We start from the raw sequence: 25,508 nt of genomic DNA, 5'->3' as shown, positions 1-25,508 counted from the left end.
ATAAAGCTATAGGTTTTTTAATAAATCTTTACGAATAATTCATGGCACAATAGAGAATAAGTTAAAAAGCCATAATGAATTATCTAGGGAGGTCATGAATGGTAGCCCTCACTGACCGTGTAAAACAAAATCGTTTAACCATTGAAGTTAAAGAGATTGCTGTTGATACCACAACTATTCGTTCCCTGGATTGGGATCGGGATAGATTTGATATAGAATTTGGTTTACAAAACGGTACAACCTATAATTCATTTATCATTCGAGGAGAAAAAACAGCCCTCGTTGATACATCCCATGCTAAGTTTCGCCAACTGTATTTAGACACCTTGAAAGGATTAATTAATCCTGCGGATATTGACTATTTAATTATTAGTCATACCGAACCCGATCACAGCGGCTTAGTCAAAGATATTTTAGAACTTGCTCCGAACGCTACTGTTGTGGGTTCAAAAGTTGCGATTCAATTTTTAGAAAATTTAACCCATACGCCCTTTAAAAGACAGTTAGTGAAAAATGGGGATAGCTTAGATCTAGGAAATGATCATGTTTTAGAATTCATTTCCGCCCCGAATTTACATTGGCCGGATACAATTTTCACCTTTGATCGGAAAAGCCAAACCTTATTTACTTGCGATGCGTTTGGAATGCACTATTGTTCCGATCATACCTACGATGAAAACTTAGCCGATATTGAACCCGATTTTCGCTTTTATTATGAGTGTTTAATGGCTCCTAATGCTCGTTCAGTAATTAACGCGATGAAACGCATGGAACCTTTAGGAGAAATTACCACGATTGCCACCGGACATGGGCCGTTACTGCGACATAATTTAGGAGAATTAAAAGGACGTTATTGGCAATGGAGCCACGAACAAACTAAATCGGAAACCACGGTAGCGGTGTTTTATTTCTCTGATTATGGATACAGCGATCGCCTTTCCCAAGCCATTGCCCACGGGATTACAAAAACAGGTGTTGCCGTAGAAATGATGGATTTACGCACCGCCGAAGCTACGGAAGTTCGAGAATTAGTAATGAGTTCTACCGGATTTGTGATTGGAATGCCACCCGTTTCTGGTGTAGGTTCTGAACTCGCAGAAGAAACGATTAATACGATTATTGCATCCGCTCATAATAAACAATCTTACGGTTTATATGAGTCGGGGGGAGGCAATGATTTATCGTTATATCCCTTGCAAGTTAAACTGAATGACGCGGGATTAAAACAAGCATTTCCTTCCATTCGGATTACTGAAACTCCCCATGATACTACCTATCAAACCTGCGATGAAGCGGGTACAGATATCGGACAATGGTTAAGCCGGGATAAAACCGTTAAGCAGATGAAATCCCTGGATACAAACTTAGATAAAGCCATGGGACGCTTAAGCGGTGGATTGTATATTATTACGGCTCAAAAAGGGGAAGTCAGTAGTGCGATGTTAGCCTCTTGGGTAACTCAAGCTAGTTTTCAACCTTTAGGATTAACAATTGCTGTAGCAAAAGATCGGGCAATTGAAGCCTTAATGCAAGTGGATGATCAATTTGTGCTGAATGTTTTGGCAGAAAATAATTATCAAAAATTGATGAGACACTTCTTAAAACGCTTTGCTCCCGGTGCGGATCGGTTTGAAGGAATTAACACCCAAACGGCTAACAATGGCAGTCCGATTTTAACAGAATCCTTGGCTTATTTAGAATGTCAAGTCCAAAGTCGGATGGAGTTAAGTGATCACTGGATTGTTTACGCCACCGTTGAGAGTGGACGAGTCAGTGATCCTGATGTATTACCTGCGGTTCACCATCGCAAAGTGGGAAATCACTATTAAGAAGAATGTTGACGGTTGACGCTCCCCTTGCCCCCTGTACACGGGGTTGGGGGGGACGGTTGACCGTTGACTGAACCCGAAACCTGACACCTGACACCTGAGAATTATGCCTAATCAAAAAGCGCGCGATGTTCAAGTTTTTTTAATTGGAAATCAGACAAAAGTGGTGCGATCGCGCACTTGGGATCGGTTGAAATTTGAAGTTGAATATTCTCTACAACGGGGAACAACGGCAAATAGTTATGTGATTGAAGCTGATCAAACCGCAATTATTGATCCCCCTGGAGAATCGTTTACCCAAAATTATCTGGAAGCGTTAAAAACTCGCTTGAATTTAGAACAGTTAAATTATATTGTTTTGGGTCATTTTAATGCAAATCGAGGCGCGACATTAAAGGCATTATTGGCATTATCACCTCAGGCAACTTTTGTCTGTTCTAATCCCGCCGCTTTAGCTTTACGAGAATATTTTGAAGACGACAACTTAAAAATTATCCTGATCAAAGGAGAAGAAACCTTAGATTTAGGTCAAGGTCATCAATTACAGTTTATTGCCACGCCCACTCCTCGCTGGCCTGATGCCCTTTTAACTTATGATCCGGCGACGGAAATTTTATTCTCCGATAAACTATTTGGAGCCCATGTTTGCGGCGATCAAGTGTTTGATGAAGGCTGGTCAGTATATAGCGATGATCGGCGGTTTTATTATGACTGTCTTCATGCTTCCCAAGCTAAACAAGTTCTCTCCACTCTCGATAAAATTAAAGACTTACCCGCGATTAAATTATACGGAACAGGTCATGGGCCGTTAGTCAAATATGGCAAAACTGAATTAACAAATTTATATCAAAATTGGAGTGAAAAACAAAAAGCACAGGAGTTAAATGTAGCTTTATTATATGCTTCAGCTTATGGAAATACGGCTACAGTCGCCCAAGCGATCGCTAAAGGATTAACAAAATCTGATGTTGCGGTTGAATTAATTAATTGTGAATATGCCAAATCCTCAGAAATTCAAGAAGCCTTAGAAAAATGTGATGGATTTATTATTGGTTCACCGACCTTAGGAGGTCATGCGCCAACCCAAATTCAAACTGCTTTAGGGGTGATTTTAAATACGGCTTCTACGAATAAATTAGCGGGAGTTTTTGGGTCGTATGGATGGAGTGGAGAAGCCATTGATTTATTAGAAGGTCGCTTAAAAGATGCGGGTTATAAATTTGGTTTTGAACCCATTCGGGTGAAATTTGCGCCAACGGATATTACCCTACAAACTTGCAAAGAAGCGGCGGTTGATTTTGCCCAAACCTTAAAACGCACCCAAAAACGGCGGGCCTTTCGTCCTACAGCAACCTCATCGGGAGCCGATCGCACCGCCCAAGCCATGGGGCGTTTGGTGGGTTCGTTGTGTGTTGTTTCCGGTCATCGAGGCGAGCTAAATAGTGCCATGTTAGCGTCCTGGGTGTCCCAAGCTACCTTTAACCCTCCTGGGTTTACCGTCGCCGTCGCTAAGGATCGGGCGTTGGAACCCTTAACTCATATTGGCGATCGCTTTGTTCTGAATATTTTGCAGGAAGGAAAACAACTGCGAAAACATTTTCTGAAGCGATTTGAACCCGGAGAAGATCGGTTTGTAGACATAGAAACAGAAGAAGCATCTAATGGTTGTTTGATCTTAAAAGATGCCTTAGCTTATCTGGAATGTGAGGTTAAAAACCGGATGGAATGTGGTGATCATTGGGTAATTTATGCAAGTGTTAATAATGGTCAGGTGTTAAATCCAGAAGGGGTTACAGCCGTTCATTATCGCAAAACAGGATCGCAGTATTAATCCAGATAAAAATCGGGTTTTTGAGACTTTTATTGAAGAAACCCGGTTTTAAATAAATTGCGATCGCATCCGCCCCCGTCGTAACCAACTCTATGAGGTGTTGCAGATTCTCAAGCGTTTGGGACAAATTGCAATTCAGTGAAACCAAGATTAGAAAAAACCATGAACATTCAACGCCCGGAAACATGGCCAACAACGGTTGAAGATGCGATGATAATTCAAAACCAACTTAAATCGTTAGTTCGGACAACAGATGAATTAGAAACTGTCAAATATGTGGCTGGGGTTGATGTGGGATTTAAACAGAATTATACCATTTCTCAAGCAGCCGTGGCAGTCTTAAGTTTTCCTGATTTAACTTTACAAGAAACTGCGATCGCTCAACGTCCAACCACCTTTCCTTATATTCCTGGGTTTTTATCGTTTCGAGAAATTCCTGTAATTTTAGATGTGTTGGAACAATTAACAATAACCCCTGATTTAATCATCTGTGATGGTCAAGGAATTGCCCACCCCAGGCGGTTTGGATTAGCCTGTCATTTAGGAGTATTAATTGATCAACCGACCATTGGGGCGGCTAAATCTTTATTAATCGGAAAACATGACGATCTCCCGGCTGAAAAAGGCAGTTGGACACCGTTAAAAAATAAAGGAGAAATTATCGGTGCGGTGCTACGTTCAAGAACGAATGTTAGACCCCTTTATATTTCCCCAGGTCATCGGATTAGTTTAGAAACGTCTATTGATTATGTGTTAAACTGTACTACTAAATATCGTTTACCGGAAACTACCCGATGGGCGGATAAATTAGCTTCCCATACTTAATTTTTATTATATACCCAGTCATTAATTTAATCTGTTAATTTTAAATAAGATTTAAGATATTTTAAGCTTAACCAAGCCAACCCGCAACCGATAATATAATAGGGAAAATCCCACCCGGAAAAGGTTGTTCCGAGTAACAAACGACCCCATAAAGTCGCCCGAATCACTTCTAAAAAAGGAGGTTTCCAGAGTTGAGCAAATTCTAAACTAGAAGTAATTATAAATATCCAAAGTGCGACCCATCCAGGGGATAATTGAGGTTTAATTAAAACCACTAAAAATATCCAAAACATTTCATAAAATACCCCACCCACAGAATTATTCAGCCATAAATCAAACGGCCCCTGATAAAATTTACTCGCTAATCCTATCGGAATTAACGCGATTAAACTAATAAAAATAATTCGTTGATACTGTTTCATCGTCGTAGTAAGCCCTTTAGGGCTATCATATCCATTTCTTCTAGTGAAAAAGTCACCCCAATCGTTTCTAGGAAGAACCTAGAAACGAGAGCAAATCAACAGAATTAGATTTCTGAATGAAGTTCTGAGGAATTTGTGGGAACAGATTTTAACGATTTAGGAAGAATCGGAGAAATGGCTGAAGATGGGGAATGATTATGACTCATTGTTTCAAGGGTTTCTGCTACATCAATTCCCGTTGTTTGTTTCAATTCTGCTAAAAATGCCGCTAATTTTGTCGCGCTTCCTCCTTGTTGATTATTGACAACGGTAACATTATCGACTTCAATTTGAGGAACCGTTGCCACCATTGTTTTTAATAATACTTCTAATTTTTGATACAGGAAAATCTCCCGCGCATTTGACCCGGCCAACTTCCAAGATTCAGCTAATCGTTTAGCCGCTTCCGCTTGAGCTTTTCCAGCTTCTAATATTTGAGACGCATTTCCTTTCGCTTCAGCAAAAGCGCGTTTACATTGAGCTTCCGCAGGTGCGACAACATCCGCTTGTAACTGTTGTTCGACTTGCTTAATTCGAGCTTTCTGAACTAACACTTCAGCTTGAGTTTTTGCCACCTGTGAAGCCGTTTCTGATTCTGATTCCGCGATCACCGCCTGTCGTTTAGTAATAGCATCTTTAACCCGACGTTCTGCTTCTGCTTTCGCCACTTCAATATCCGTTTCTAACTTTTTCAAGGACGTATTTTTACCGTTTTCTGCGGTTTGAATGATAGATTCTGCATGGGCTTTTGCTTCTGCAATTCGAGAATCTCGGAATAGATCTGCCCGTTGTTTTCGACCAATAGAATCCAAATATCCGACTTCATCAAAAATATTTTGAACTTGCAACGTATCTAACACTAGCCCCAACTTTTCTAAATCATCTTCTGCTTCTTCTAATAAACTTTTTGCAAAGGCTAATTTATCCCCATTCACCTGTTCTGGGGTTAAACTCGCTAATACCCCGCGCAAATTTCCTTCTAAGGTTTCTTTCGCTAATTGTTCAATTTCCTTGCGACTTTTCCCTAATAACCGTTCAATCGCATTATGAATAGTCGGTTCTTCCCCAGCTATTTTAATATTAGCGACTCCTTCAACTGTTAACGGAATTCCTCCTTTAGAATAGGCATTAGACACTTTTAACTCAATAATCATATTGGTTAAATCCATGCGAAAAGCGTGTTCTAATAAAGGAATTCTAATGCTACTTCCTCCTTTTACTAAACGATAGCCAACATCTTGCCCCCCTTCAACCGGACGACGACTTCCGGCAAAAATTAACACTTCACTGGGTTGACAAATATAGTACAGGTTGCGAATCATTAAAAATCCCGCCCCTGTTCCTAATCCTAAAATACCTAATAAGGCAATGATAATTTCCATGTTTAAAATCTCCTAAAATTTGTGGTTACGTTCAGCGTAATTTTGAGCGTTCAAGACCGATAACGAGGTGTTATTTTCCAGCTAATTTAACCCCTAATGTTTGTTCAACAGTTGCTAAAAATTGTCGGAAAATTTCAGGATAGGCATTAACAACACCCGCAATCGATTTTCCATCTCCACTATCAATCACATTAATTTTTTGTAAGTCTACACGGGTCGAAACTTTAGCCGCTTCAGTCAGAATCATTTCAATTTGTTGTAAATAGAATAATTGTGAAGCATCCGCCCCCGCTTCCTGCCAAACTTGATTTAATAAATCCGTTACCGTTGCACCAGCTAAGGCATTTTCAGTTAAAGATGCTGCTTCTCCTCTTGCTCTTAATTCCTGGGCTTGGCGTTGAGCATCCGCAGGTAAAACTTCATCGGATTCTAACCGTAACCGTTCCAATTCTGCCCGGACAGTTTGTAATAATTGTTCAGCTTTTGCCCTGGCTTCTTTTCCAGCCGCAATGGTTCTTTCTTCTTCTGAACGTGCTTGTTGTTCTAATTCAGCTTTGATTTTTCTGAGTTCATTTCCTTTCTGTAAAACAACAGTTTGGGCTTGGGTTTTTGCCACTTCTGCTTGTCGCCGACAGTCGGCTTCTGTTTGTTCAGCTTCTGCGAGAGCATTTGATTCAGCGATTTCCGCATCTCGAACAATTAAGGCAATTTGACGGCGACCAATGGAGTTGAGATAATCCACATCATCGGATACACTTTGAATTTTTAAGGTGTCTAATTGTAGGCCTAATTTGGATAAATCCCGTGATACATCTTCGGCGATGCGTTCCGCAAATTGAAGACGATCTTCGTTTAATTGTTCTGGGGTTAAAGTTCCCACAACACCGCGTAAATTTCCTTCTAAGGTTTCTTTTGCCACACGAGAAATTTCTGAACGATCTCGCTCTAAAAATCGTTCAATTGCATTTCCTACAATTGCCCGATCATTTGATATTTTAACATTAGCGATCGCTTGAATATTTAACGGAGTTCCTCCTTTAGAATAAGCATTTTTGACTTCCACACGCACAGGCATTGTCCGTAAATCCATCGTTTTAACGGTTTCTAAAATCGGAATACAAAGGGTGCGTCCGCCAAAAATTACCCGATATCCGACTTCTTGACCGTCTTTATTGCGACGTTTTCGACCAGATAGAATTAATATTTCATTGGGTTTACAAATTTGCAGAAAGGTATTGAGAAACCACAGGAGAAGAACTACACCAAAAATAGATAAAGCAATGGGTAAAGCCGTTCCAATACTGTTAGTGTTGTTGGGTACATTATCGGGGGTGGGAGCTTGGGCAACTTCTGTGATTAGGGGTATATTCTGTTCCTGGGGAATGGAATCTGGCATCATTTCTCCTCCTATTAATAAAATGAATAATCCTGATTAGGTCTATTATCTGCGATCTTTTATAAATCTTCCCCAATCTTAATCCTTAATTCTTAATTTTAGTTTAAGGCTTCTTCTGGAATCACTAAGACTTTATGATGATTTCTTCCGACTACAAAAACTTTATCTCCTTTCTGAAAGTGACAATCATCCTCTGTAATAGCGACAACATCCACCATTGATTCTTTGAGATATAATCGCACTGTCCCTTTGCCGGTTTGATCAAAGGGAATTTCAACGGTTCCCGATAATCCAATCAGATCTTCAGATAAAATCAAACTATTGGCTTGTTGTTGGTGCAGTCGCCGTAAAATTCCCACAATTGTAGTTCCAAAGCTGACCCCAACCCCTAGGGAAATCGCAAAAATTAGGCCAGGGGGAAAGGATAGATTAAGTTTTGTTAAAATAAATCCGGTTAAGCCAAAAAAACAACTCCCAAATGTCCAAAATCGGAAACTAAAAAAGGGAAGATGAAACCGACGTTGACGGGGTTTGGGGTTTTTTCGGGTGGGGAGGGTTTCTACATCCTTTGGAGGTTCAGACAATTCTACATCTATCTCAAAATTGGGATCAAAATCGATACCATCAAGTCCCGCAAAGGCGGATAGAATCACAAAACCCCCACCAATTGTCAGACAGAATAGATACAGCGTCAGCATAATCGGGTTCTTAAGTGGGGAATAACCATTAAAATACTTCTATTGTGGCAAATGTCGGAACGGATGTAACTGCTTTTGTTAAGAAAGTTTGCGTTTTGATACTGATAAATTTACAGGTTGTGACTGAAATTGACTGGTCAATTGCTCAAAGTTTTAGCATTTTCCGCTCATAGCGCCCCACGTCTGACCCGGTAGGGCAGTGTGGGATGAATTGCGGTGGGGATTGTTGGGATTGTTAAAAAACTTGTGCTATCATCAGGATAAAACAAGGTAAGTAAAGCGAAAACCAAGCTAAACTTCAAACAATTTTTTTGATCAGCCTTGTCTTTTACCTTTGGAACGAGGGAGTAGCCTATCGTTAGAATGTAAGACTCGCTGTTCTTCGGGATAGAAAGCTATTCTTTGGATAGGAAGCCTACACTTACTCGTAGAGAAGTTTAGGTAGTTCACTATAATTACTTAAGAAATTAACCTCTGCTAATTTTCCCTCTGTACACTTACAGACTCATTCAAGCTCAAAGACTATTAACGATTACCAGGATAAACCTGTGTTTTTTCCTTAGAAAGCAGTATATTCCGCCCTGCTTTCTCTCCATTCTCAATTAAGATGGGGTCTTTAGCGGTTTTTTAACTCATGAACAATGATTTTATCAACGAATACCAAAAACAGTTAGTGAATTGGCAAAAACAACTGTTTGACACTTGGCTAGAAAATCTCAAAGCAACTCCCCATTCCTTGAATCCTCAAGAAGCTTATGAAAAAACCCTAAGTTATCAAGAAGAATTGCTACAAACAAGCTTCAAAGTTCAAGAAGTTACGAATCAAGCAGTAATGGAATCTCAAAAACAGTTTTGGGATAATTATTTTGAATTCATGAAAAAAACCGCGACTCCGGCGGCTTAACCTCCAGGGCTATTTGATTTTCCCTGTAGTCACCTCTCCCCCAACTCCTTGCTGTGTAGGAGAAGGGGGATAACTTTATCATTAATAACGTGAGTTTGATGGGTTGCGATGGCGTAGCCGCCTGCCAAGGCATCGCATCTGTGATCAAGATTTAATGGGATTATAAGACAAGTCTGGGAGATTGAAAACGAGCGTGTCTTCAGACCTGAGAGTGTCAATTGTGTTTTTCCAAATATTTTTGCACCCCTTTCCCCATGTCTATTAAATTGGGTTCGAGTTTTTTTCCGAGAACTTCCTCAAACACATTCGCTAATTGACTTCTGAGAAATACAGGAATTCCATCTAGTTGATCGGGGTCTAATTCTATTTCTCCTCGTGTTTGAATTAAGGTGTGATTTTTATCCTCTAAAAAGGTATTTTTACCGGAACAATGGAAGGCTTCTGTAAACGCTTGGGTTTTAATTTGCCAATCTAGGGTAAAGTCTTGTTGATTCCAAGTGTCAAATTCTGTCCACCGGAGTTTATCGTATTTTAATATATCTTCAAACAGTGCGGGGACATCTTCTGATGATTCCCAGTCATAAACGGTATAAACCGTATCTGCTTCGACCCGACGAGAGACTAACTTAACGCCATTTTTAGGGGGTAATAAATTAACCACCTCAATTAATCGATCTCGATAGGTACTAAAGACTAGGGGACGGGGAAAAGGAATTTTGATGTCAGTGGAAAGCTTCATAATCAATGGGGTCAAATGGTTCTAATATTATACGCTTTACTTCTGGAGCTACCCTAAATCAGTTATAAAATGTTAGCAATTGGGGGGTAAAATAAATCAAAATATTACAATTATTAGAATCACAGCATGATCTTGTTTATCCTTCTGATTTCAGTGCCAAAAACTCATCTAAATTATCAAAAGTTCCCCCATAGGTAATTGTAGGAGTATCATACCCTTTCAGGTGAACTGTATATTGTTTAAAGGTTTGTTGAGGACAAGCTTGTAGTAGATATTTATAAGTGGTTTCTCCTAATGCAATATCCATCCCCATTTCTTTGGTCGAAGACTCTAAACGAAAGGCGGCATTTACCGTATCTCCTAACGCCGTATAATCAGCAGTTCCCCCACTTCCAGTATTTCCCACCATTGCATATCCGGTATTAATTCCAGCCCCCACGCGCAAGGGAAAAGGTAAAGGATAAAGATGACTTAATTCCAGAGTTACTTTATGTAATTGACTTAATGCTGTAGCAATTTTGATCATTTCTTGGGGACTGACGCCTTGGGTTCCATGAAACCAAACCGCCATAATTGCATCCCCAATATATTTATCAACCCAACTGCCATTTTCTCGAATAATTTGTCCGGCGTGACGAAACCAACGTCCGATTACTTCTGATAAAATCCGTTCATCTAATTGTCGGGTTAATACGGTAAAATCCCGAATATCCATCACCATAACTGAGATTAAACGACGGACTGTTAATGTAGCGGTAAAATCCTCTGATTCCGGTTCAGAAGGGTCAGTTTCCTGAGTAATATCAGGACAATAAAATTCTAATTCCGTTTGTCCAAAAACAATATGATCTTCATTATGGAGTGTAACGGGAATTGTCACCCGACGACCATTGAGAAAAGAACCATTCCGACTTCCTAAATCAATTAAAAAAAACTCGCCATTTTCCATGCGTTGTAACATCGCATGATTTCGAGAAATCCATCGGTCTTTAACGACAAAGGTATTGTCTTCACTGCGACCCAATGTCCAGTAATTTTTGCCCATCAGTGGTAAATAGCGATTACCACCTTCGGTATGTAAGACTAAGTGGGGGGTTGTTTGCAACGTCACAATTAGTTAATAGAGGACATTGGAGAATTTAAGTCTATGAATTTTTGACCGCAGGCTATTTAAAAGCCACGCCTAACATCATAAACATTTTTCTCTCTATGCACCCTCTTGATTAATTTTGTCTTAGGCTAGACAAGCTGCAATCAAAAATAAACTATCTACCAAGATTGTACTCAATACGGCACCCCCAAAAGCCCACCAATGTTGTTCCTTCGATTGTAAAGGAAAAACCCCAACGCCAAATAAAAATAGGGCAAATCCGACGGCCCAACTAATCCCCCAAGGGGTACTGACAATTTGTAGCGCGTTTTGAAAAATGGGTAACGCTAAGGCGGGTTCAACGTTCATCAGTTGTCGCCAACTAGGAATTAATCCGGTGATATAAAAATATCCATCTGTAACGGCTGTCCCAAATAGAGAACCCAGATAAAACCAGTTTCCGACTTTACCCCAGCCGCGATATAAACACCACACGGCGAAGGGGACGCCTAAAGCTTCTACGGGTAAATGTAACAGAGGTTCCCACCGTAACCAGCCCCAATAGATGGCCCCCGTTAGCCAACTCCAACTAAATCCTAATAATAAGTCTCCCCAAACCCAAGTGGCGGGTTGTCTGAGTAATTTCCAACTGATTCCTAGCCATCCCAAGGTCAGAATTAAGGTCAGTTCTGGCCATTGTCGCACGAGAGGTGCTTGGAAAAATACAGGAACACAGACGAGAAACACCGAGGCTAAAAATACGAGCCCAGGCTGAGATCTCCTAACTTTGGCTAGAACTGTCTGAATAAACCGAGAGGTAGACTGAATCGGTTGAGTTGTAGTCAAAATAGAACCTAGTAGTATATTGAGCAAGATGTTTAAGATTTATTAAGTAAATTATCATCAGAAAAAATGGGTAGAAACCTCCTCCTTCTAGTTAGGCTTTATATTTCCCTTTTCAGGGAGGAGGGTATGGTGACCCTCCTAACTCCTATTTCTAGGGTAAAGTTAGCTTCGCCAAGGTTTTAAGAGCTTGTTAGGCTAGTAGCACTGTCTTACCCCTCGTAAAACTGTTTAACTACTAACGACAGAGCCAGGGACTAGCTACGCATCCAGCAGGGTGTCTTGACTCAAAAAACATAGTCAGTTAAGACTTAGGCTGGTCAACTAACTAAAGTTAGAGGCATGAAGCCCCGTCACTTCAGTGCGGGGTGCTGACATTTAATATATCATAACAATTATCCCCCCCCAGGGGATTTGATTTCTATTTTAGCAGAACCGCCAACGGTGGGCATCCAATTTATCAAAAAATGTTACATATTATTGCATTGATTCCTAAAAATTGAGATTGAGTTGCCTTAATCCCCTAATCTGTAGGATAGTCAACCATGTCGCTCTAAAGCTCTGAGCGATTATGGTAAAGTCATCAAAAATTGGGTTTCATACTCCGTCCTTCTAGGATGGCTTCGTACTAAGATCTAGAGGCAAAACTAAAAACCCAAGGTTTTTTAGGGAGTCGCCGGAAGGCATTCGGAGACTTAAAACGGACGTGGAGAGGGTGTAAGACCTATTTTTTTGGCAGTTCTTGATACGTCAACCCACCGAGAGGCTTGGCCTGGTAGGAATCCGTTCCCCTGGGGGGAGTGGAGGATGCTAACAGAAGATAACAAACGACCTTGAGTTCGAGATTTAAGGAGATATTAAGGTGGCGCTTCCTTTATTAAGCTATGGCCCGACCAGCCGCAATGTTCGCGTAGCTGGCTTTGAAGTAGCCGGTGATGAACAACCCAGAATCTTTACGGCTGAAAATATGCCTTCTGGTACTGAGTGGAATGACATCATTTGGGCTGCTTATCGCCAAATTTACAGCGAGCATCAAATGCTCAAAAGCAATGTTCAAACTTGCTTAGAGTCTCAGCTTAAGTTTGGTCAAATTAACGTGCGGGACTTTATTCGGGGTTTAGCGACTTCCGATCCCTTCCTGTCTCGTAACTACCAAACCAATAGCAACTACCGTTTTGTCGAGATGTGTGTTCAACGCATCCTCGGACGGGACGTTTATAGCGAACGTGAAAAGATCGCATGGTCTATTGTGGTTGCTAACAAAGGCCCTAAAGGCTTTATTGATGAGTTACTCGATAGCGATGAATACCTGGATAACTTCGGTTATGATACGGTTCCTTACCAACGCCGTCGGGTGCTGCTTCAGCGCAATGAAGGGGAAGTTCCTTTTAATCTCAGAACACCTCGCTATAACGAATACCACCGTAACCAGCTTGGGTTCCCTCAACTGGTCTGGCAAAACGAGGTTCGTCGCTTTATTCCCCAAGAAAAACAAGCCAAAGCGGGCGATCCGTCCAATTTCTTGGGTTTAGCACGGGCTGTTTCTCCGATTATCAATCCCGCAACTCGCGTTGCTTTGGGCGATATCAATATTGATACAATGGTTCCCTACCGCAAACGCTAATATTGGCGATCGCCAGGCGAGCTAATTTTCAACACAAACGTTATTAAAATAGCGTTGAAAATAGTGATCAGTTGTAGGGGCGGTGGATTCGGATAAGGATTGATGGGTATACCCATTATTCAATAACCGAATACGTCGCCCCTACCTGTTATCGATGAATTCAACTACTGAAATGAACGAATAACACCGTTTAAACTGGTGTTTAAGGGTGTTCCTAATGCTTTAAATTTCCATTGTCCGTTTTCTTGGGTTAGTTCTCCGAGTAACATAGAAATTTGACCTGTGTAAGCGGGTTCACCGGAGAGGCTGTAACGTGCAATTTCTTTACCCGCAGCATCAATTGCTCGTACAAAGGCATTATTAACCATTCCAAAGTGTTGTTCGCGTTCTTTTCCGTGATAAATATTAACGCCTAAAATAATTCGCTGATAAGCTTGGGGAAGATTTTTGAAATCAATAATAATGCTTTCATCATCTCCTGATCCTTTTCCCGTTAGATTATCTCCTGAATGAATAACGGTATTATTTTTTGTGGCTAAATGCCCAAAATAAACAACATCTTCTTGCTGAGTTTTTAATTTTCCCTGAGTATCTAATAACAAGGCAAATCCATCTAAATCAAAATCGGCAGATCCGCTTAATAATCCTCCAAAAAATCCTTTTTTAGCCACATCCCATCCTAACCCCATCACGACCTTTGATAAATCATATTCATTTTTATCAAGAATGATGCTTTGACCTTTTTTTAAATTAATAGTCATGGTTGAAATCCTCCAAAAGAAATTAAATTTAAACGTATTTGTCTACAAAACTCTGTAACCCAGCATTGTAACCTTGTCCGACGGCTTGAAATCGCCATTCGCCATTTTTTAGATATAATCTCCCAAATTCAACAGCCGTTTCCCGTGAGAAATCTTCTTCTAAATCATATTTTGTGACTTCGGTTTGAGTGTCCGCATCGTAAATTCTAATATAAGAATTCTTCACCTGTCCGAAGTTTTGTCGCCGTTGATCCGCATCATGAATGGTAACAACAAAGATTAATTCTTGAATAGAAGGATTAATTTTTGTTAAATCTACGATGATAGTTTCGTCATCCCCGCTTCCTTCTCCAGTCCGACTATCTCCTAAATGTTTAACAGATTGATCAGGAGAAATTAAGTTATTATAAAATATGAAATATTCATCGACTGGAATTTTACCATCTTCTGCCACCATAAACACAGAAGCATCTAAATCAAAGGCTGTTCCTGTATCACTGGCATTCACATCCCATCCTAAACCAATAGATGCTCGTTTTAAACCCGGAGCTTCTTTGGATAAACTAATTCGTTCCCCTTTTTTAATATTAATTGACATGGGTAATCAACTCCACAGATTGTAAATTTTATCAGTCTGAGTGGCTGACGGTTAACCGTCAACAGTCAACCGTCAACCCCTTTAGGTATATTGTTGAACAAAGGCTTCTAAACCTGAATTATAGCCTTGTCCAACGGCTTGAAAGCGCCATTCGCCGTCTTTGCGATAGAGGCGACCCATTTCGATAGAAGTTTCTCTGGAAAAATCCTCTTCTAAATCATAGCGAGTGATCTCAGAGTCATTTTCATTGTTATAAATTCGGATGTAAGAATTGCGAATTTGTCCAAAATTTTGCCGTCTGGCTTCGGCTTCGTAAATGGTGACGACAAAGACAATTTCTTGAATATTGGGATCAATGGTATTTAACTCAACGAGAATGGTTTCATCATCACCGCCTCCTTCTCCGGTGCGATCATCTCCCAAAGATTCAACAGATCCATCGGGAGATTTTAAGTTATTATAAAATACGAAATATTGTTCGTTAGGAATTTTGCCATTACTGGCAATCATAAATACCGACACATCTAAATCAAAAGCGGCTCCAGTGTCAGAAGCGTTAATATCCCATCCTAATCCAACTCCGGCTTTTTTTAAACCCGGTGCTTCTTTGGAAAGGCTAATCCGTTCTCCCTTGCTTAAATTAATCGTCATAGCTTTAATAAATTCTCCTGAAATTGACTTACAAATACTCTACAATAGCGAGGGTAACTATTTCGCAAAATCTCGGTTCAGAAGGGAACAGGGAACAGGGAACAGGGAACAGGGAACAGGGAACAGGGAACAGGGAACAGAGATAATACTTCTGGCTGTTTCATATCAGTTATAAATTGTTACAACCTATTTGGGATTGCTATATCACGTTTTTGATATTCGGCTTCTGTAATTAGCTCCTGGGTACTTTCAACCCGATCTAAAAATACAATTCCCTCAAGATGATCAAGTTCATGTTGAAAAATCCGAGCCACAAAATCCGTTAATTCTTGATGACAGAGTTTCCCTTCTCGACTGGTATATTCAACTTCTAGGGCTTGATAACGGGGGACTAATCCCCGAATTCCAGGGACACTTAAACAGCCTTCCCAGTCCTTAACAGTTTCGTTAGAATGCTGAATAATTTTAGGATTAATCATCGCTGTCGGTTCCATAAGGGGTGCGTTAGGATAGCGCAATGTGGGACGAGAAGCGATAATAAATAAGCGATCGCTAACCCCCACTTGAGGGGCAGCAATACCGACTCCATTAGCTTGAGAAGCCGTTGTGATTAAATTATCAATTAAGGTTTGAATTCGCTCCTCCCAAATATTTTGAATCGGATGAGCATAACCCCGTAAAACCGGATTTCCTAATTCCGAAATCGCTAAAATTTCACTCATTTGATTAATTGTTAACCATTACGAACATAATTAATTTATTAACTGATAACTGATAACTGATAACATTTTACCCCTGAATTTGTTCAGGCATATTACCTGTTTTTACTTCTAAAGTCAGGGGTTGTCCTTTACGATTTAACTCTACTTTCATCGGTGTCCCCACATTTTGATTTTGAACTAATTCTTGAACCGCATCGGATTTTGTAATCGGTTTATCATCAATTTTTACAATAATATCTCCGGGTTTTAATCCAGATTTCATTGCAGGAGAACTCGGAATAACATTAACAATTAAAACCCCGTTATCTTGAGTAATCAGGAATTCTAAATCAGGAGTTTCTTGCAATTCTTGACGCAATTCGGGGCTGAGTGTGACCATTTCAATCCCTAAATAAGCGTGTTCAGCGCGTCCGGTTGTGGCTAATTGTTGGGCAATTTGTTGAGCTTTATTAATCGGAATAGCAAATCCCAAACCTTGAGCGCCACTAATAATTGCGGTATTCATTCCCACAACTTCCCCTCTAGCATTAAGCAGTGGCCCCCCTGAATTTCCAGGGTTAATTGCTGCATCAGTTTGAATAAAACCAATCCGTTTATCGGGAACGCCAACATCACTACTAGAACGTCCTGTAGCACTAATAATTCCCACTGTAACTGAGTTATCTAATCCTAATGGATTGCCAATAGCGATCGCCCATTCCCCAGGAGATAATGCCTCAGAATCGCCAATTTTCACACTGGGCAAATTATCCGCATTAATTTTAATTACAGCAACATCAGTTACAGAATCCGATCCTAGGACTTTTCCATCAAACCGACGGCCATCTTTTAAAACTACTTGTACCCGATCAGTTCCCTCAACAACGTGAGAGTTGGTCATAATCACGCCATTAGCAGACAGAATGAACCCTGAACCCGTCCCTTGCTCAATTGGTCGATTAGAACGGCGTTTAGGAGATTCAGCCCCAAAAAATTCCTCTGGAAAACCGTCCCCAAACTGATCAAATCCTCGACGAGCTACTTGACGAGAGGCATTGATCCGAACCACGGCTGGCCCAACTTCATTAACGGCATTGACAATAAAGTTAGAGTCTACAGGTTTTAACGCTGCTGCTAAATTAGCTTTTTGACCTAACCAAGCAGTCGGGTTGGGGGGAGAACTCCCGTTATTATTGGCATTACCAGAAGCAGAGGGGGAAACTTGAGCCAGAGGTTGAGGTGTTGACGGTTGAACAATTGAAGCGTTGCGGGTGGCTAACCAGCGATCACCGAGTAAGGCAACCCCGCCTCCGATCAGTAATAAGAAAACAGTACGGAGGGGGTTTTGGCGATTTTCTTTGTCAGATGTACTCTTCATCGACGGCTTTTAAAGTGTTAATAATATCAGTAGTTTTGAACTATTTCCTAGAGTTCAGGGTTTTTCTTAGCCTCCTATTGATTGCTGTTGACTCTAATTGGATCATTCCTTTATTATTATCGCTTTTATTTTCGAGGGTTTGCAGAAGTTGAACAATTTTAAATTTCCGTTGCTCCTGTCTCAGGAATGTTAGGGAAACTGTTATCGTGTAGTTTGAACTCGTGGGTCTAGCTATGGAACTCCCCATCGATCATCTCTGGGATCAAGTTCTGGAACGTCTTCAGGCACAATTGGGACGTCCAACTTTTGATACCTGGATTAAAACCGCTTGGGCTGAACAACTAGACAACAATTGTTTAATCATTCGCACGCCAAACCCGTTTTCTTGCAATTGGCTTCAGAAATATTATCGAGAATTGATCGCCGATACGGTGCAGGACATCCTGGGTTATCCGGTAGAAATTTACATTACAACCCAGATTAACGAATCTGCATCGGATTCTAGCCCATTTAACTTGGTTTGGCCGTCTCCTGTTGCTTCGGTGGGAACGGAAAACCCCCAGGATTCACCCCCCAAACCCACGAATTTAAACTCCAAATATGTGTTTTCTCGGTTTGTGGTCGGGGCGAATAGTCGTCTTGCTCATGCGGCTTCTTTGGCGGTGGCGGAGTTTCCAGGTCGGGAGTTTAACCCGTTATTTTTGTGTGGAGGTGTGGGATTAGGAAAAACCCATTTAATGCAAGCTATTGGTCATTATCGGTTAGAAATTGCACCTTATTCTCAAGTATTTTATGTTTCAACGGAAAAGTTTACTAATGATTTAATTACGGCAATTCGTCGAGATAGTATGCAGAGTTTTCGAGAACATTATCGAGAAGCGGATGTATTATTAGTCGATGATATTCAATTTATTGAAGGTAAAGAATATACTCAGGAGGAATTTTTTCATACCTTTAATACGTTGCATGAAGCCGGAAAACAGGTGGTGTTAGCGTCCGATCGCCCTCCCCATCAAATTCCTCGATTACAGGAGCGTTTATGTTCTCGATTTTCGATGGGGTTAGTGGCGGATATTCAACCGCCGGATTTGGAAACCCGGATGGCAATTTTACAGAAAAAAGCGGAATATGAAAATGTTCAGTTACCGCGTGAAGTGATTGAATATATTGCGTCTAATTATCGTTCTAATATTCGGGAATTGGAAGGAGCTTTAATTCGAGCGATCGCTTATTTATCCATTTCGGGTTTAGCAATGACGGTGGAAAATATTACTCCAGTATTAACCTCAACGGAAAAATTAGAGGAATCTTCACCCGAAGCCGTTATGCAAATTGTTGCCGAAATTTATCGGGTTTCTTTAGAAGATTTGAAGGGGAGTTCTCGACGGCGAGAAATTAGTTTAGCGCGTCAAGTAGCCATGTATTTGATGCGACAACATACCGATTTAAGTTTACCGAAAATTGGAGAATTATTTGGGGGAAAAGATCACACCACTGTTATGTATAGTTGTGAAAAAATTTCCCAATTACGTCACCAAGATCGGGATTTAGCTCAAACCTTACGACAACTTAGCGATAAAATTAATTTTAACAGTCGTTCGCATTGAGAAGGGAACAGGGAACAGGGAACAGGGAACAGGGGATAGGGAATAGGCAATAGGCAATAGGCAATAGGCAATAGGTAATAGGCAATAGGCAATAGGCAATAGGCAATAGGCAATAGGCAATAGGCAATAGGCAATAGGTAATAGGGGAAGTAGGAGGAGCAAGGGAAGGGGAGAAAATAATAGAAACCCGAAACCTGACACCTTGATTGTTTGGTGTGGAAAACATTGTGGATAACGTCAAGATGGGGATGAAAGACTGATGGTTTCAGGGAATTTGTGGGGTGAAGTGTGATGTTTTTTCACAGGTTTTCCACAGGTTTTCCACAGGTTATATCCTTGAACTCCCTGGATCTCCTATCCAATTTTAGGCCCTGAATGGAGATTTCATTCCTTCCTTGAGAGATTTTAGCGGAGTCAAATCGAGGGTTTTGTGAGGTATAATCAAATGTTTGGTTCTCTCGTCAACATCAGAAACCGTTGGCGAGAATTCCTAGGGTAATACTGATCAGTCTTGGGCGAATTGTCAGCACCCCGCTCTGAAGAGACGGGGCTTCATGCCTCTCCTTTGGATAGCTGACCAGCCTTAGCCTTAACTGGCTACGTTATCGGGAAGCGTTAAAGTTCTTACCTTGGGATGCGAAGCTAGTCCCAAGCTCTAAAACTCGGGCATTTAAACAGTTTTACGAGGGGTAAGACAGTGCTTTCGAGATAGTACCGACCGATAACATTGGCGAAGCTAACATTACCCTAGCAATAGGAGTGGGAGAAATCCCAAAAAACCGGGAATCGGCAAATACAACAATTTTTGTCGATTCCTAATCTAGTATTCACGGGGAATAAATTCCCCTGAGTCGTTTTTCCTCCGCGCTCTGAAGAGATGCGGTTTCCAAACTTCCCATTTTTTTTATTATGAAAATTATTGTTGAGCAGGACAAATTAAGTTCTAATTTATCTTGGGTTTCTAGGGCGATTCCTTCTCGTCCGAATCATCCGATTTTATCTAATATTTTAGTTGATGCAGATGCCGAAAATCAACGCTTAAATTTAACGGCATTTGATTTAAGTTTAGGTATTCGGGCGAGTATGTCAGCAACGGTTGAGGAAGGTGGAACTTTAACCGTCCCGGCTAAATTATTTAATGATATTGTCTCCCGTTTACCAGGGGGAGAAATCACCCTAGATGATGAAATTGGAGAGGCTGTTGTTACCTTAACTTCTAGTTCGGGGGAATATCAAATCCGAGGAATGGCGGCAGAAGAATATCCAGAATTACCGTCTATTCAAGGAGAAGATTCGATTCATTTGGCGGCAGAATCTTTAATTTCTGGATTGAAGGGGACGTTATTTGCTACCAGTCCCGATGAAACAAAACAAGTTTTAACCGGAGTACATTTAAAGGTTCAAAATAATACGATAGAATTTGCTTCAACCGATGGTCATCGATTAGCCGTTGTGCAAACGGAAAATTTAAGCGAAACTGATCCCGATGAAGAATTAGAGGAATTTGAAGTTACTGTTCCCGCACGGGCTTTAAGGGAAGTGGAACGGATGGTGGCGATGCGAAGTGGTGAAAAAGATGATTCTCCGGTAATTATCACATTGCGATTTGATGAAAGTCAAGTGATTTTTGAGTTAGGCGAACAACGGTTAAATACTCGCAAATTAGAAGGAGCTTATCCCGCTTATCGTCAGTTGATTCCGAGTCAATTTTTAAATCAGATTAATTTAGATCGACGGGGATTTGTGGGAGCCTTAGAACGAATTGCTGTTTTAGCTTCCCAAAAAAATGATATTGTTAAATGTACCGTTGATCATGTTAATCAACAAATTGCTTTATCCGTAGAAGCCGCCGATGTTGGTAATGCTTTAGAATCTCTCCCGGCTCAAATTTCAGGGGATGAACCGAAGGAGTTAGCATTTAATGTTAAATACTTATTAGAAGGATTAAAAGTATTTAATACGTCGGAAATTTCCATTCAGTTGAATGCAGCGACTAGCCCTGTTATTGTTAATCCGTTGGGTGGGATTAAAATGATTTATTTAGTTATGCCAGTACAATTGAGAAATTAATCCCAGAAACCGGGTTTCTCGAAGAAACCCGGTTTTTATATTAAGCTGTTAAAATCTGTTTTTTATGAGTAATTAAAATCGGCATCTTTTGACTAATATTTTTCAATTTACTTTCCATTTCAGGAGCATCTTGTAAGAGTTGATCTAAATTTGTCCGATCTTTTAAATCAGTTAAGATATTAAGAATTGCGATCGCTAAATTCTCATCGGCATCATCTAATAATCCTATCAGTTGTTGTAAAGCTTCTTTTGCACCTAAATAATATATTGCTCCTAGTAGTTCTGCTTTTATTTTGATACTTTTCTCAAAGTATTGAAGATAAATTTTGAGTTTTGGTAAAATTAAATCACTCCCTAAAAGACCAATAGAATTTGCAGCATAGGCGCGAACAGCTTCATCTTCATCTAGTTTTAATAAGGATTTTTCTAATGTTTCTATTGCTTCGGGTTCTCCCAATTCTCCCAATGCTTCTGCTGCTGACGCACGAACTAAAGCAGAAGGATCGTTAATTAATTTACATTTAATTTGAGTAATAGCCTCAATATATTGCAATGCTCCCAAAGCTTCAATTACATCAGACCTAACAATTTCTTCAGGATCATTGAGTCTATTCATTAAGGCAAAACCTACTGTTTTAACCTGATCAATTCCCAGATAACCTAATGCGTAAGCCGCACTAGAACGAATTGCAGTTTCTGGTGAGTTTAATAAGGGTAGAATATCCGGTACAGCTTCATAAACTTCATCATCAACTAACTTTAGTAATGCCTCAGCTTGTCTGGTTGCATTACCGGATCTCAACTCTTCTAAACTATTTGTCATATAGATTGATTGATCAAACATTTGTATAGATCTCAATAATGGTAACAGATTGTCGTAGGGGCGAGGCGCGNATGACTTCAGCTTTTAGCCCGAACTTTAGTTCCGGGCGCGGGGAACTTAAGTTGACGGACTTTGGGCGCGCCTCGCCCCTACAATGAATTGGGTTTTAATCATGATTAAAAATCGCTATATAAAGTAATTTTTTTCAATTTTAGATTAATATAAAATTTCTCTAAAACACTCTTGAAAATATTGACGATATAACTCACAACTGGGAATAACTTGATTTCCATTAATATGAATTAACCCCATACTTTTTAATTTAAACGCTTTTACTTGTTCAATTTTAATGGGATGAGTTGTAGCGATAATTTGTTGATAAGTAGTGACTAAATCAGGATCTTGTTGAAGTAACCATAACTGTTCATGGAGGTGATCGCTATAAATTCCTGTATCAGTGTTTGCCTGTTCTAGCAACTCTGGGAGGGGAATATTTCGACGCACACAATGATCAAATGCTAATCGTACTAAATAAGGAAATCCCCCAACAAATTCTGTAAGTTCTTTTAACTCTTGCTCGGTTAAGTTTAATCCATACCTTCGAGATAAAGTTTGAACTTGATCGAGATTAAAAGGATGTAAATCAATCCCTAAACCGACATTAAACGGAGATTTATTAGTATCCAAAGGAATATAAATATCGGTAGAATAAACAATCACAAACCTTAATTTTTGCCAATTGCTAATATCCCGTGTTTCTTCATGCCAAGAGCGTAATAAAGCTAAGACATCACGAGCTAAGGAGGGATACTCAAATAACTGATTGACTTCATCCAGTGCTAAAACAATCGGTTGCTGAATTTCCTCTAATAAATAACCTTGAAAATATAAAGAACTACTGACTAATGCTCCCACATCTTCATCCCAAAATTCATCTATTTTAGATTCTAAGCCTAACTGTTGAGTCACATTCGCACAAAACCAACGTAAGAATTTTTCCGTTGAGTTAAAGACTAAACTACTCGCCAGATGAAGACTTAAACGAACCGGGTGATAATTTTGCTGTTGAGCATAATCCAAAATGCGAGCCATTAAAGAGGTTTTTCCCATCTTTCGAGGGGCTTTAATTCGCAGTAAAGTACCTTGATGTTGAATTTCTTGATAACAAATCAGTTCACTGGACGATCGCTCAATATAAAAAATAGAATTAAGCGGAACTTGACCTTCTGGGGATTCTAAAATAATCGGTTGAGTAAAAACAAGTTCAGGAAAAATTTTCGGGATAGTTTGAGTTTCTAATTCCCGTTCTAATAAACAGCGACAAGTGGCTTTAGTTACTTTTTCACCCACCACATCCGATAAGAGTTGCCAAAGGTGCGGAGCAACCCCATTTTTTAAATAACTGGGAGAATAGCCATTTTCTTCGGCAATTTGATCGTAAGTTTTTTTTGTTTCTAATAAGGCTTCTGTTAAAATCACCTTTTGGATATAACTCAGGGGATTTCCACCTTTGGCTGTAACCAAAGCTTCAGCTAATCCCAAAAGTTCCTCAACACTCTTGACCATGATCCATCCCAGTGTCTATAAACAGACTCATTAATTATTTAATTGGGGTATTTTAATAAAATTAAATAGGAAAATCTGTTGGCTTTTGGGGTCAATTTCCTATGATGTATTCAACTTTGATATATGTCGTGATGGGGAGAATAAAAACCCTGATTAAAAGTATTTACCCTCCTCGATCTATTCTAGCACTCAACCGGGATATTTTTCCGGGATATTACAGGTATAAATCAGACTAAACTGTACCGACTAAGACCCTGGGTTTTGGGGGTTGTGAACGTTTATTTAGGAGTTCCATTTTAATCCCTCCTTTTGGTGCTAAAGTTATCCCTCGACGCACTGCTTTTACAGGTTGTTTTTCTAACGAATGTAACTCATAATTTAACAAAATTGTAGCTAATACTAACTTCATTTCATATTGAGCTAAGGCCATTCCTAAACATAAACGACTACCTCCACCAAAGGGAAGAAATTCATAAGCAGAAAACTTACGCTCTAAAAAGCGTTCTGGTTTAAATTGATCCGCTTGCGGATACAAATCTTCCCGGCGATGGGTTAAATAAATACAGCCCACCACTGGGGTTTTTGGAGGTAATTGATAACCCATCAAATCCACTGATTCTTTATTAGTTCGAGCAAATGTTAACATCCCAACAGGATAAATTCGTAAAGTTTCCTGACAAACAGCCGTTAAATAAGGTAAGCGAAAAATTTCCATCCCATCAGCATCCCGCGACAAACTATTTAACTCTGACATTAATTTTTCATACACTTCCGGCTGATGATGAATCCAATATAACGCCCATGCCATTGCTGTAGCAGTCGTTTCATGCCCAGCAAATAAGAATGTTAATAACTCATCTCGTAATTCTTGATCCGTCATCGGGTTGCCTTCTTCGTCCCGTGCAGCAATCATTAAATTCAGCATATCCGTGCGAGATTCATCGGGGTTTTCACGACGCTCCCGAATTTCTGCATATAATAACTCATCAATTTTTTGACGCTGTTTCAAGAAATATCCCCAAGGACTCCAAGATCCTAAATTTTGTTGTAAAATTGGGAAAAATAAGAAGCTAGAAGTTAAGGGGGATTTACCAATATCTAGCATTCCCGATAAAAGGGGTTTTAACTGATTATATCGTTCTCCTTCATACACCCCAAAAACAACTTTTAGAATTACATCTAAAGAAATTGCTTGCATGATATCCCTGGCTATAAAAGTCTGTTTTAGGGGTAATTTTTCCATAATCTGGTGAGTAATATCTGTTATTAATTCCCCATAGTCTCGCATTCTTTCCCCATGAAACGATGGCATTAATAATTTCCGTTCTCGTTTATGGCGATCGCCCTCTAATATGAAGATAGAGTTATCTCCAGTTAAAGGGGCTAAAATTTTATTCACTGAACCCGGAGCTTCAAAGATATCATCCGTTAAAACTTTTTGAATCCCTTGGGGATGGCTAACAAAAATCCAAGGATTGTTTGCACCGAGAATATAATTGGTAAAGATATCTTCATATTGTCGGGCGTAGGTATCCATATAATCGAGGGGGTCAGCAATCCAATAGATTTTTTCCCAAAGAGCAGGACGTTTAGATGCAGGAGGCAGTTGTGCTTTCATAGTGAAGATTTCAGCCTGTTCAAATTAGGTTAGAGTTTATTCTATAGTAACGATCTGCTAAAAATTTGCAACCAAGCTTAAATACTCTCCTGACACTGCAATAACAGACTGAT

The 25,508-nt window shown here is 40.0% G+C and carries 22 protein-coding genes; 7 read left to right on the top strand and 15 right to left on the bottom strand.

Annotation, left to right across the window (positions count from 1 at the left end; translation table 11 throughout):
- The first annotated feature begins 98 nt into the window (after positions 1–98).
- From PL8927_RS00540 to nfi, 3 genes are all read left to right on the top strand, one after another.
- Positions 99–1,829, top strand: a complete 1,731-nt coding sequence (locus PL8927_RS00540; protein ID WP_083616475.1) for a diflavin flavoprotein — start codon at positions 99–101, stop codon at positions 1,827–1,829.
- A 106-nt stretch (positions 1,830–1,935) separates the two neighbouring features.
- Complete coding sequence (locus PL8927_RS00535) at positions 1,936–3,660, top strand: diflavin flavoprotein (RefSeq protein ID WP_083616474.1); 1,725 nt, start codon at positions 1,936–1,938, stop codon at positions 3,658–3,660.
- Between the two features lie 162 nt (positions 3,661–3,822).
- Positions 3,823–4,485 carry a deoxyribonuclease V gene (gene nfi / locus PL8927_RS00530; protein WP_083616472.1) on the top strand — a complete coding sequence of 221 codons (663 nt, stop codon included), beginning with the start codon at positions 3,823–3,825 and terminating at the stop codon, positions 4,483–4,485.
- A gap of 26 nt (positions 4,486–4,511) precedes the next feature.
- Here nfi and PL8927_RS00525 read toward each other — a convergent pair whose 3' ends face one another.
- The 4 genes from PL8927_RS00525 to PL8927_RS00510 form a co-directional block, all read right to left on the bottom strand.
- On the bottom strand, positions 4,512–4,907 hold the full coding sequence (locus PL8927_RS00525) for a ribosomal maturation YjgA family protein (protein ID WP_083616471.1): 396 nt from the start codon (positions 4,905–4,907) through the stop codon (positions 4,512–4,514).
- Between the two features lie 104 nt (positions 4,908–5,011).
- Positions 5,012–6,328, bottom strand: coding sequence for a flotillin family protein (locus PL8927_RS00520; protein WP_083616469.1), 1,317 nt, complete (start codon positions 6,326–6,328; stop codon positions 5,012–5,014).
- 70 nt (positions 6,329–6,398) lie between these two features.
- The gene (locus PL8927_RS00515) at positions 6,399–7,724 is read right to left on the bottom strand and encodes a flotillin family protein (RefSeq protein WP_083616466.1); all 1,326 of its coding nucleotides are present in this window, start codon (positions 7,722–7,724) and stop codon (positions 6,399–6,401) included.
- 98 nt (positions 7,725–7,822) lie between these two features.
- The gene (locus tag PL8927_RS00510; RefSeq protein ID WP_083616465.1) at positions 7,823–8,422 is read right to left on the bottom strand and encodes an NfeD family protein; all 600 of its coding nucleotides are present in this window, start codon (positions 8,420–8,422) and stop codon (positions 7,823–7,825) included.
- Positions 8,423–9,056: 634 nt separating this feature from the next.
- Between PL8927_RS00510 and PL8927_RS00505 the strand changes: the two genes are divergently transcribed.
- Positions 9,057–9,326, top strand: a complete 270-nt coding sequence (locus PL8927_RS00505; protein WP_083616463.1) for a hypothetical protein — start codon at positions 9,057–9,059, stop codon at positions 9,324–9,326.
- Positions 9,327–9,540: 214 nt separating this feature from the next.
- On the opposite strand, the gene PL8927_RS00500 is transcribed toward PL8927_RS00505, so the two are convergent.
- The 3 genes from PL8927_RS00500 to PL8927_RS00490 form a co-directional block, all read right to left on the bottom strand.
- Positions 9,541–10,065 (bottom strand): hypothetical protein, encoded by a 525-nt coding sequence (locus tag PL8927_RS00500; protein ID WP_083616461.1) that lies wholly within the window; start codon positions 10,063–10,065, stop codon positions 9,541–9,543.
- Positions 10,066–10,201: 136 nt separating this feature from the next.
- A complete protein-coding gene (locus tag PL8927_RS00495) occupies positions 10,202–11,179 on the bottom strand; it encodes an adenylate/guanylate cyclase domain-containing protein (protein ID WP_083616459.1) in 978 nt (325 codons plus the stop codon).
- Positions 11,180–11,299: 120 nt separating this feature from the next.
- Positions 11,300–11,962: a DUF3120 domain-containing protein gene (locus PL8927_RS00490; protein WP_407947365.1), complete on the bottom strand. Its 663-nt coding sequence runs from the start codon at positions 11,960–11,962 to the stop codon at positions 11,300–11,302.
- Between the two features lie 898 nt (positions 11,963–12,860).
- Between PL8927_RS00490 and PL8927_RS00485 the strand changes: the two genes are divergently transcribed.
- Positions 12,861–13,622 (top strand): phycobilisome rod-core linker polypeptide, encoded by a 762-nt coding sequence (locus PL8927_RS00485; protein ID WP_083616455.1) that lies wholly within the window; start codon positions 12,861–12,863, stop codon positions 13,620–13,622.
- A gap of 164 nt (positions 13,623–13,786) precedes the next feature.
- On the opposite strand, the gene PL8927_RS00480 is transcribed toward PL8927_RS00485, so the two are convergent.
- The 5 genes from PL8927_RS00480 to PL8927_RS00460 form a co-directional block, all read right to left on the bottom strand.
- The gene (locus PL8927_RS00480) at positions 13,787–14,383 is read right to left on the bottom strand and encodes a TerD family protein (RefSeq protein ID WP_083616454.1); all 597 of its coding nucleotides are present in this window, start codon (positions 14,381–14,383) and stop codon (positions 13,787–13,789) included.
- A 28-nt stretch (positions 14,384–14,411) separates the two neighbouring features.
- Complete coding sequence (locus PL8927_RS00475) at positions 14,412–14,981, bottom strand: TerD family protein (RefSeq protein WP_083616452.1); 570 nt, start codon at positions 14,979–14,981, stop codon at positions 14,412–14,414.
- Positions 14,982–15,062: 81 nt separating this feature from the next.
- Positions 15,063–15,632 (bottom strand): TerD family protein, encoded by a 570-nt coding sequence (locus tag PL8927_RS00470; protein WP_083616450.1) that lies wholly within the window; start codon positions 15,630–15,632, stop codon positions 15,063–15,065.
- A 179-nt stretch (positions 15,633–15,811) separates the two neighbouring features.
- A complete protein-coding gene (def, locus tag PL8927_RS00465) occupies positions 15,812–16,354 on the bottom strand; it encodes a peptide deformylase (RefSeq protein ID WP_083616448.1) in 543 nt (180 codons plus the stop codon).
- A gap of 67 nt (positions 16,355–16,421) precedes the next feature.
- On the bottom strand, positions 16,422–17,711 hold the full coding sequence (locus tag PL8927_RS00460) for an HhoA/HhoB/HtrA family serine endopeptidase (protein WP_083616445.1): 1,290 nt from the start codon (positions 17,709–17,711) through the stop codon (positions 16,422–16,424).
- Positions 17,712–17,944: 233 nt separating this feature from the next.
- On the opposite strand from PL8927_RS00460, the gene dnaA reads away from it, so the two are divergent.
- Together dnaA and dnaN are read left to right on the top strand one after the other, a co-directional pair.
- A complete protein-coding gene (dnaA, locus tag PL8927_RS00455) occupies positions 17,945–19,318 on the top strand; it encodes a chromosomal replication initiator protein DnaA (RefSeq protein ID WP_083616443.1) in 1,374 nt (457 codons plus the stop codon).
- 909 nt (positions 19,319–20,227) lie between these two features.
- Entirely contained in the window at positions 20,228–21,388 is a 1,161-nt protein-coding gene (dnaN, locus tag PL8927_RS00450) for a DNA polymerase III subunit beta (protein WP_083616441.1), read from the top strand.
- Between the two features lie 40 nt (positions 21,389–21,428).
- Here dnaN and PL8927_RS00445 read toward each other — a convergent pair whose 3' ends face one another.
- From PL8927_RS00445 to PL8927_RS00435, 3 genes are all read right to left on the bottom strand, one after another.
- The gene (locus PL8927_RS00445; RefSeq protein ID WP_231505869.1) at positions 21,429–22,232 is read right to left on the bottom strand and encodes a HEAT repeat domain-containing protein; all 804 of its coding nucleotides are present in this window, start codon (positions 22,230–22,232) and stop codon (positions 21,429–21,431) included.
- A 195-nt stretch (positions 22,233–22,427) separates the two neighbouring features.
- The gene (locus PL8927_RS00440) at positions 22,428–23,777 is read right to left on the bottom strand and encodes an AAA-like domain-containing protein (protein ID WP_083616439.1); all 1,350 of its coding nucleotides are present in this window, start codon (positions 23,775–23,777) and stop codon (positions 22,428–22,430) included.
- A gap of 232 nt (positions 23,778–24,009) precedes the next feature.
- Positions 24,010–25,395, bottom strand: a complete 1,386-nt coding sequence (locus PL8927_RS00435; RefSeq protein ID WP_083616437.1) for a cytochrome P450 — start codon at positions 25,393–25,395, stop codon at positions 24,010–24,012.
- Between the last annotated feature and the right edge of the window lie 113 nt (positions 25,396–25,508).

The sequence above is a fragment of the Planktothrix serta PCC 8927 genome (assembly GCF_900010725.2).
Taxonomy (GTDB): domain Bacteria; phylum Cyanobacteriota; class Cyanobacteriia; order Cyanobacteriales; family Microcoleaceae; genus Planktothrix; species Planktothrix serta.
The sequence above is the reverse complement of the archived record's forward strand: the minus strand, read 5'-3'. Positions and strand labels throughout refer to the sequence as shown.

Excerpts from the sequence above, each read along its gene's own strand:
- PL8927_RS00540 (WP_083616475.1), top strand. The coding sequence starts at position 99 with ATGGTAGCCCTCACTGACCGTGTAAAACAAAATCGTTTAACCATTGAA.
- PL8927_RS00535 (WP_083616474.1), top strand. The coding sequence starts at position 1,936 with ATGCCTAATCAAAAAGCGCGCGATGTTCAAGTTTTTTTAATTGGAAAT.
- nfi (WP_083616472.1), top strand. The coding sequence starts at position 3,823 with ATGAACATTCAACGCCCGGAAACATGGCCAACAACGGTTGAAGATGCG.
- PL8927_RS00525 (WP_083616471.1), bottom strand. The coding sequence starts at position 4,907 with ATGAAACAGTATCAACGAATTATTTTTATTAGTTTAATCGCGTTAATT.
- PL8927_RS00520 (WP_083616469.1), bottom strand. The coding sequence starts at position 6,328 with ATGGAAATTATCATTGCCTTATTAGGTATTTTAGGATTAGGAACAGGG.
- PL8927_RS00515 (WP_083616466.1), bottom strand. The coding sequence starts at position 7,724 with ATGCCAGATTCCATTCCCCAGGAACAGAATATACCCCTAATCACAGAA.
- PL8927_RS00510 (WP_083616465.1), bottom strand. The coding sequence starts at position 8,422 with ATGCTGACGCTGTATCTATTCTGTCTGACAATTGGTGGGGGTTTTGTG.
- PL8927_RS00505 (WP_083616463.1), top strand. The coding sequence starts at position 9,057 with ATGAACAATGATTTTATCAACGAATACCAAAAACAGTTAGTGAATTGG.
- PL8927_RS00500 (WP_083616461.1), bottom strand. The coding sequence starts at position 10,065 with ATGAAGCTTTCCACTGACATCAAAATTCCTTTTCCCCGTCCCCTAGTC.
- PL8927_RS00480 (WP_083616454.1), bottom strand. The coding sequence starts at position 14,383 with ATGACTATTAATTTAAAAAAAGGTCAAAGCATCATTCTTGATAAAAAT.
- PL8927_RS00475 (WP_083616452.1), bottom strand. The coding sequence starts at position 14,981 with ATGTCAATTAATATTAAAAAAGGGGAACGAATTAGTTTATCCAAAGAA.
- PL8927_RS00470 (WP_083616450.1), bottom strand. The coding sequence starts at position 15,632 with ATGACGATTAATTTAAGCAAGGGAGAACGGATTAGCCTTTCCAAAGAA.
- def (WP_083616448.1), bottom strand. The coding sequence starts at position 16,354 with ATGAGTGAAATTTTAGCGATTTCGGAATTAGGAAATCCGGTTTTACGG.
- PL8927_RS00460 (WP_083616445.1), bottom strand. The coding sequence starts at position 17,711 with ATGAAGAGTACATCTGACAAAGAAAATCGCCAAAACCCCCTCCGTACT.
- dnaA (WP_083616443.1), top strand. The coding sequence starts at position 17,945 with ATGGAACTCCCCATCGATCATCTCTGGGATCAAGTTCTGGAACGTCTT.
- dnaN (WP_083616441.1), top strand. The coding sequence starts at position 20,228 with ATGAAAATTATTGTTGAGCAGGACAAATTAAGTTCTAATTTATCTTGG.
- PL8927_RS00445 (WP_231505869.1), bottom strand. The coding sequence starts at position 22,232 with ATGTTTGATCAATCAATCTATATGACAAATAGTTTAGAAGAGTTGAGA.
- PL8927_RS00440 (WP_083616439.1), bottom strand. The coding sequence starts at position 23,777 with ATGGTCAAGAGTGTTGAGGAACTTTTGGGATTAGCTGAAGCTTTGGTT.
- PL8927_RS00435 (WP_083616437.1), bottom strand. The coding sequence starts at position 25,395 with ATGAAAGCACAACTGCCTCCTGCATCTAAACGTCCTGCTCTTTGGGAA.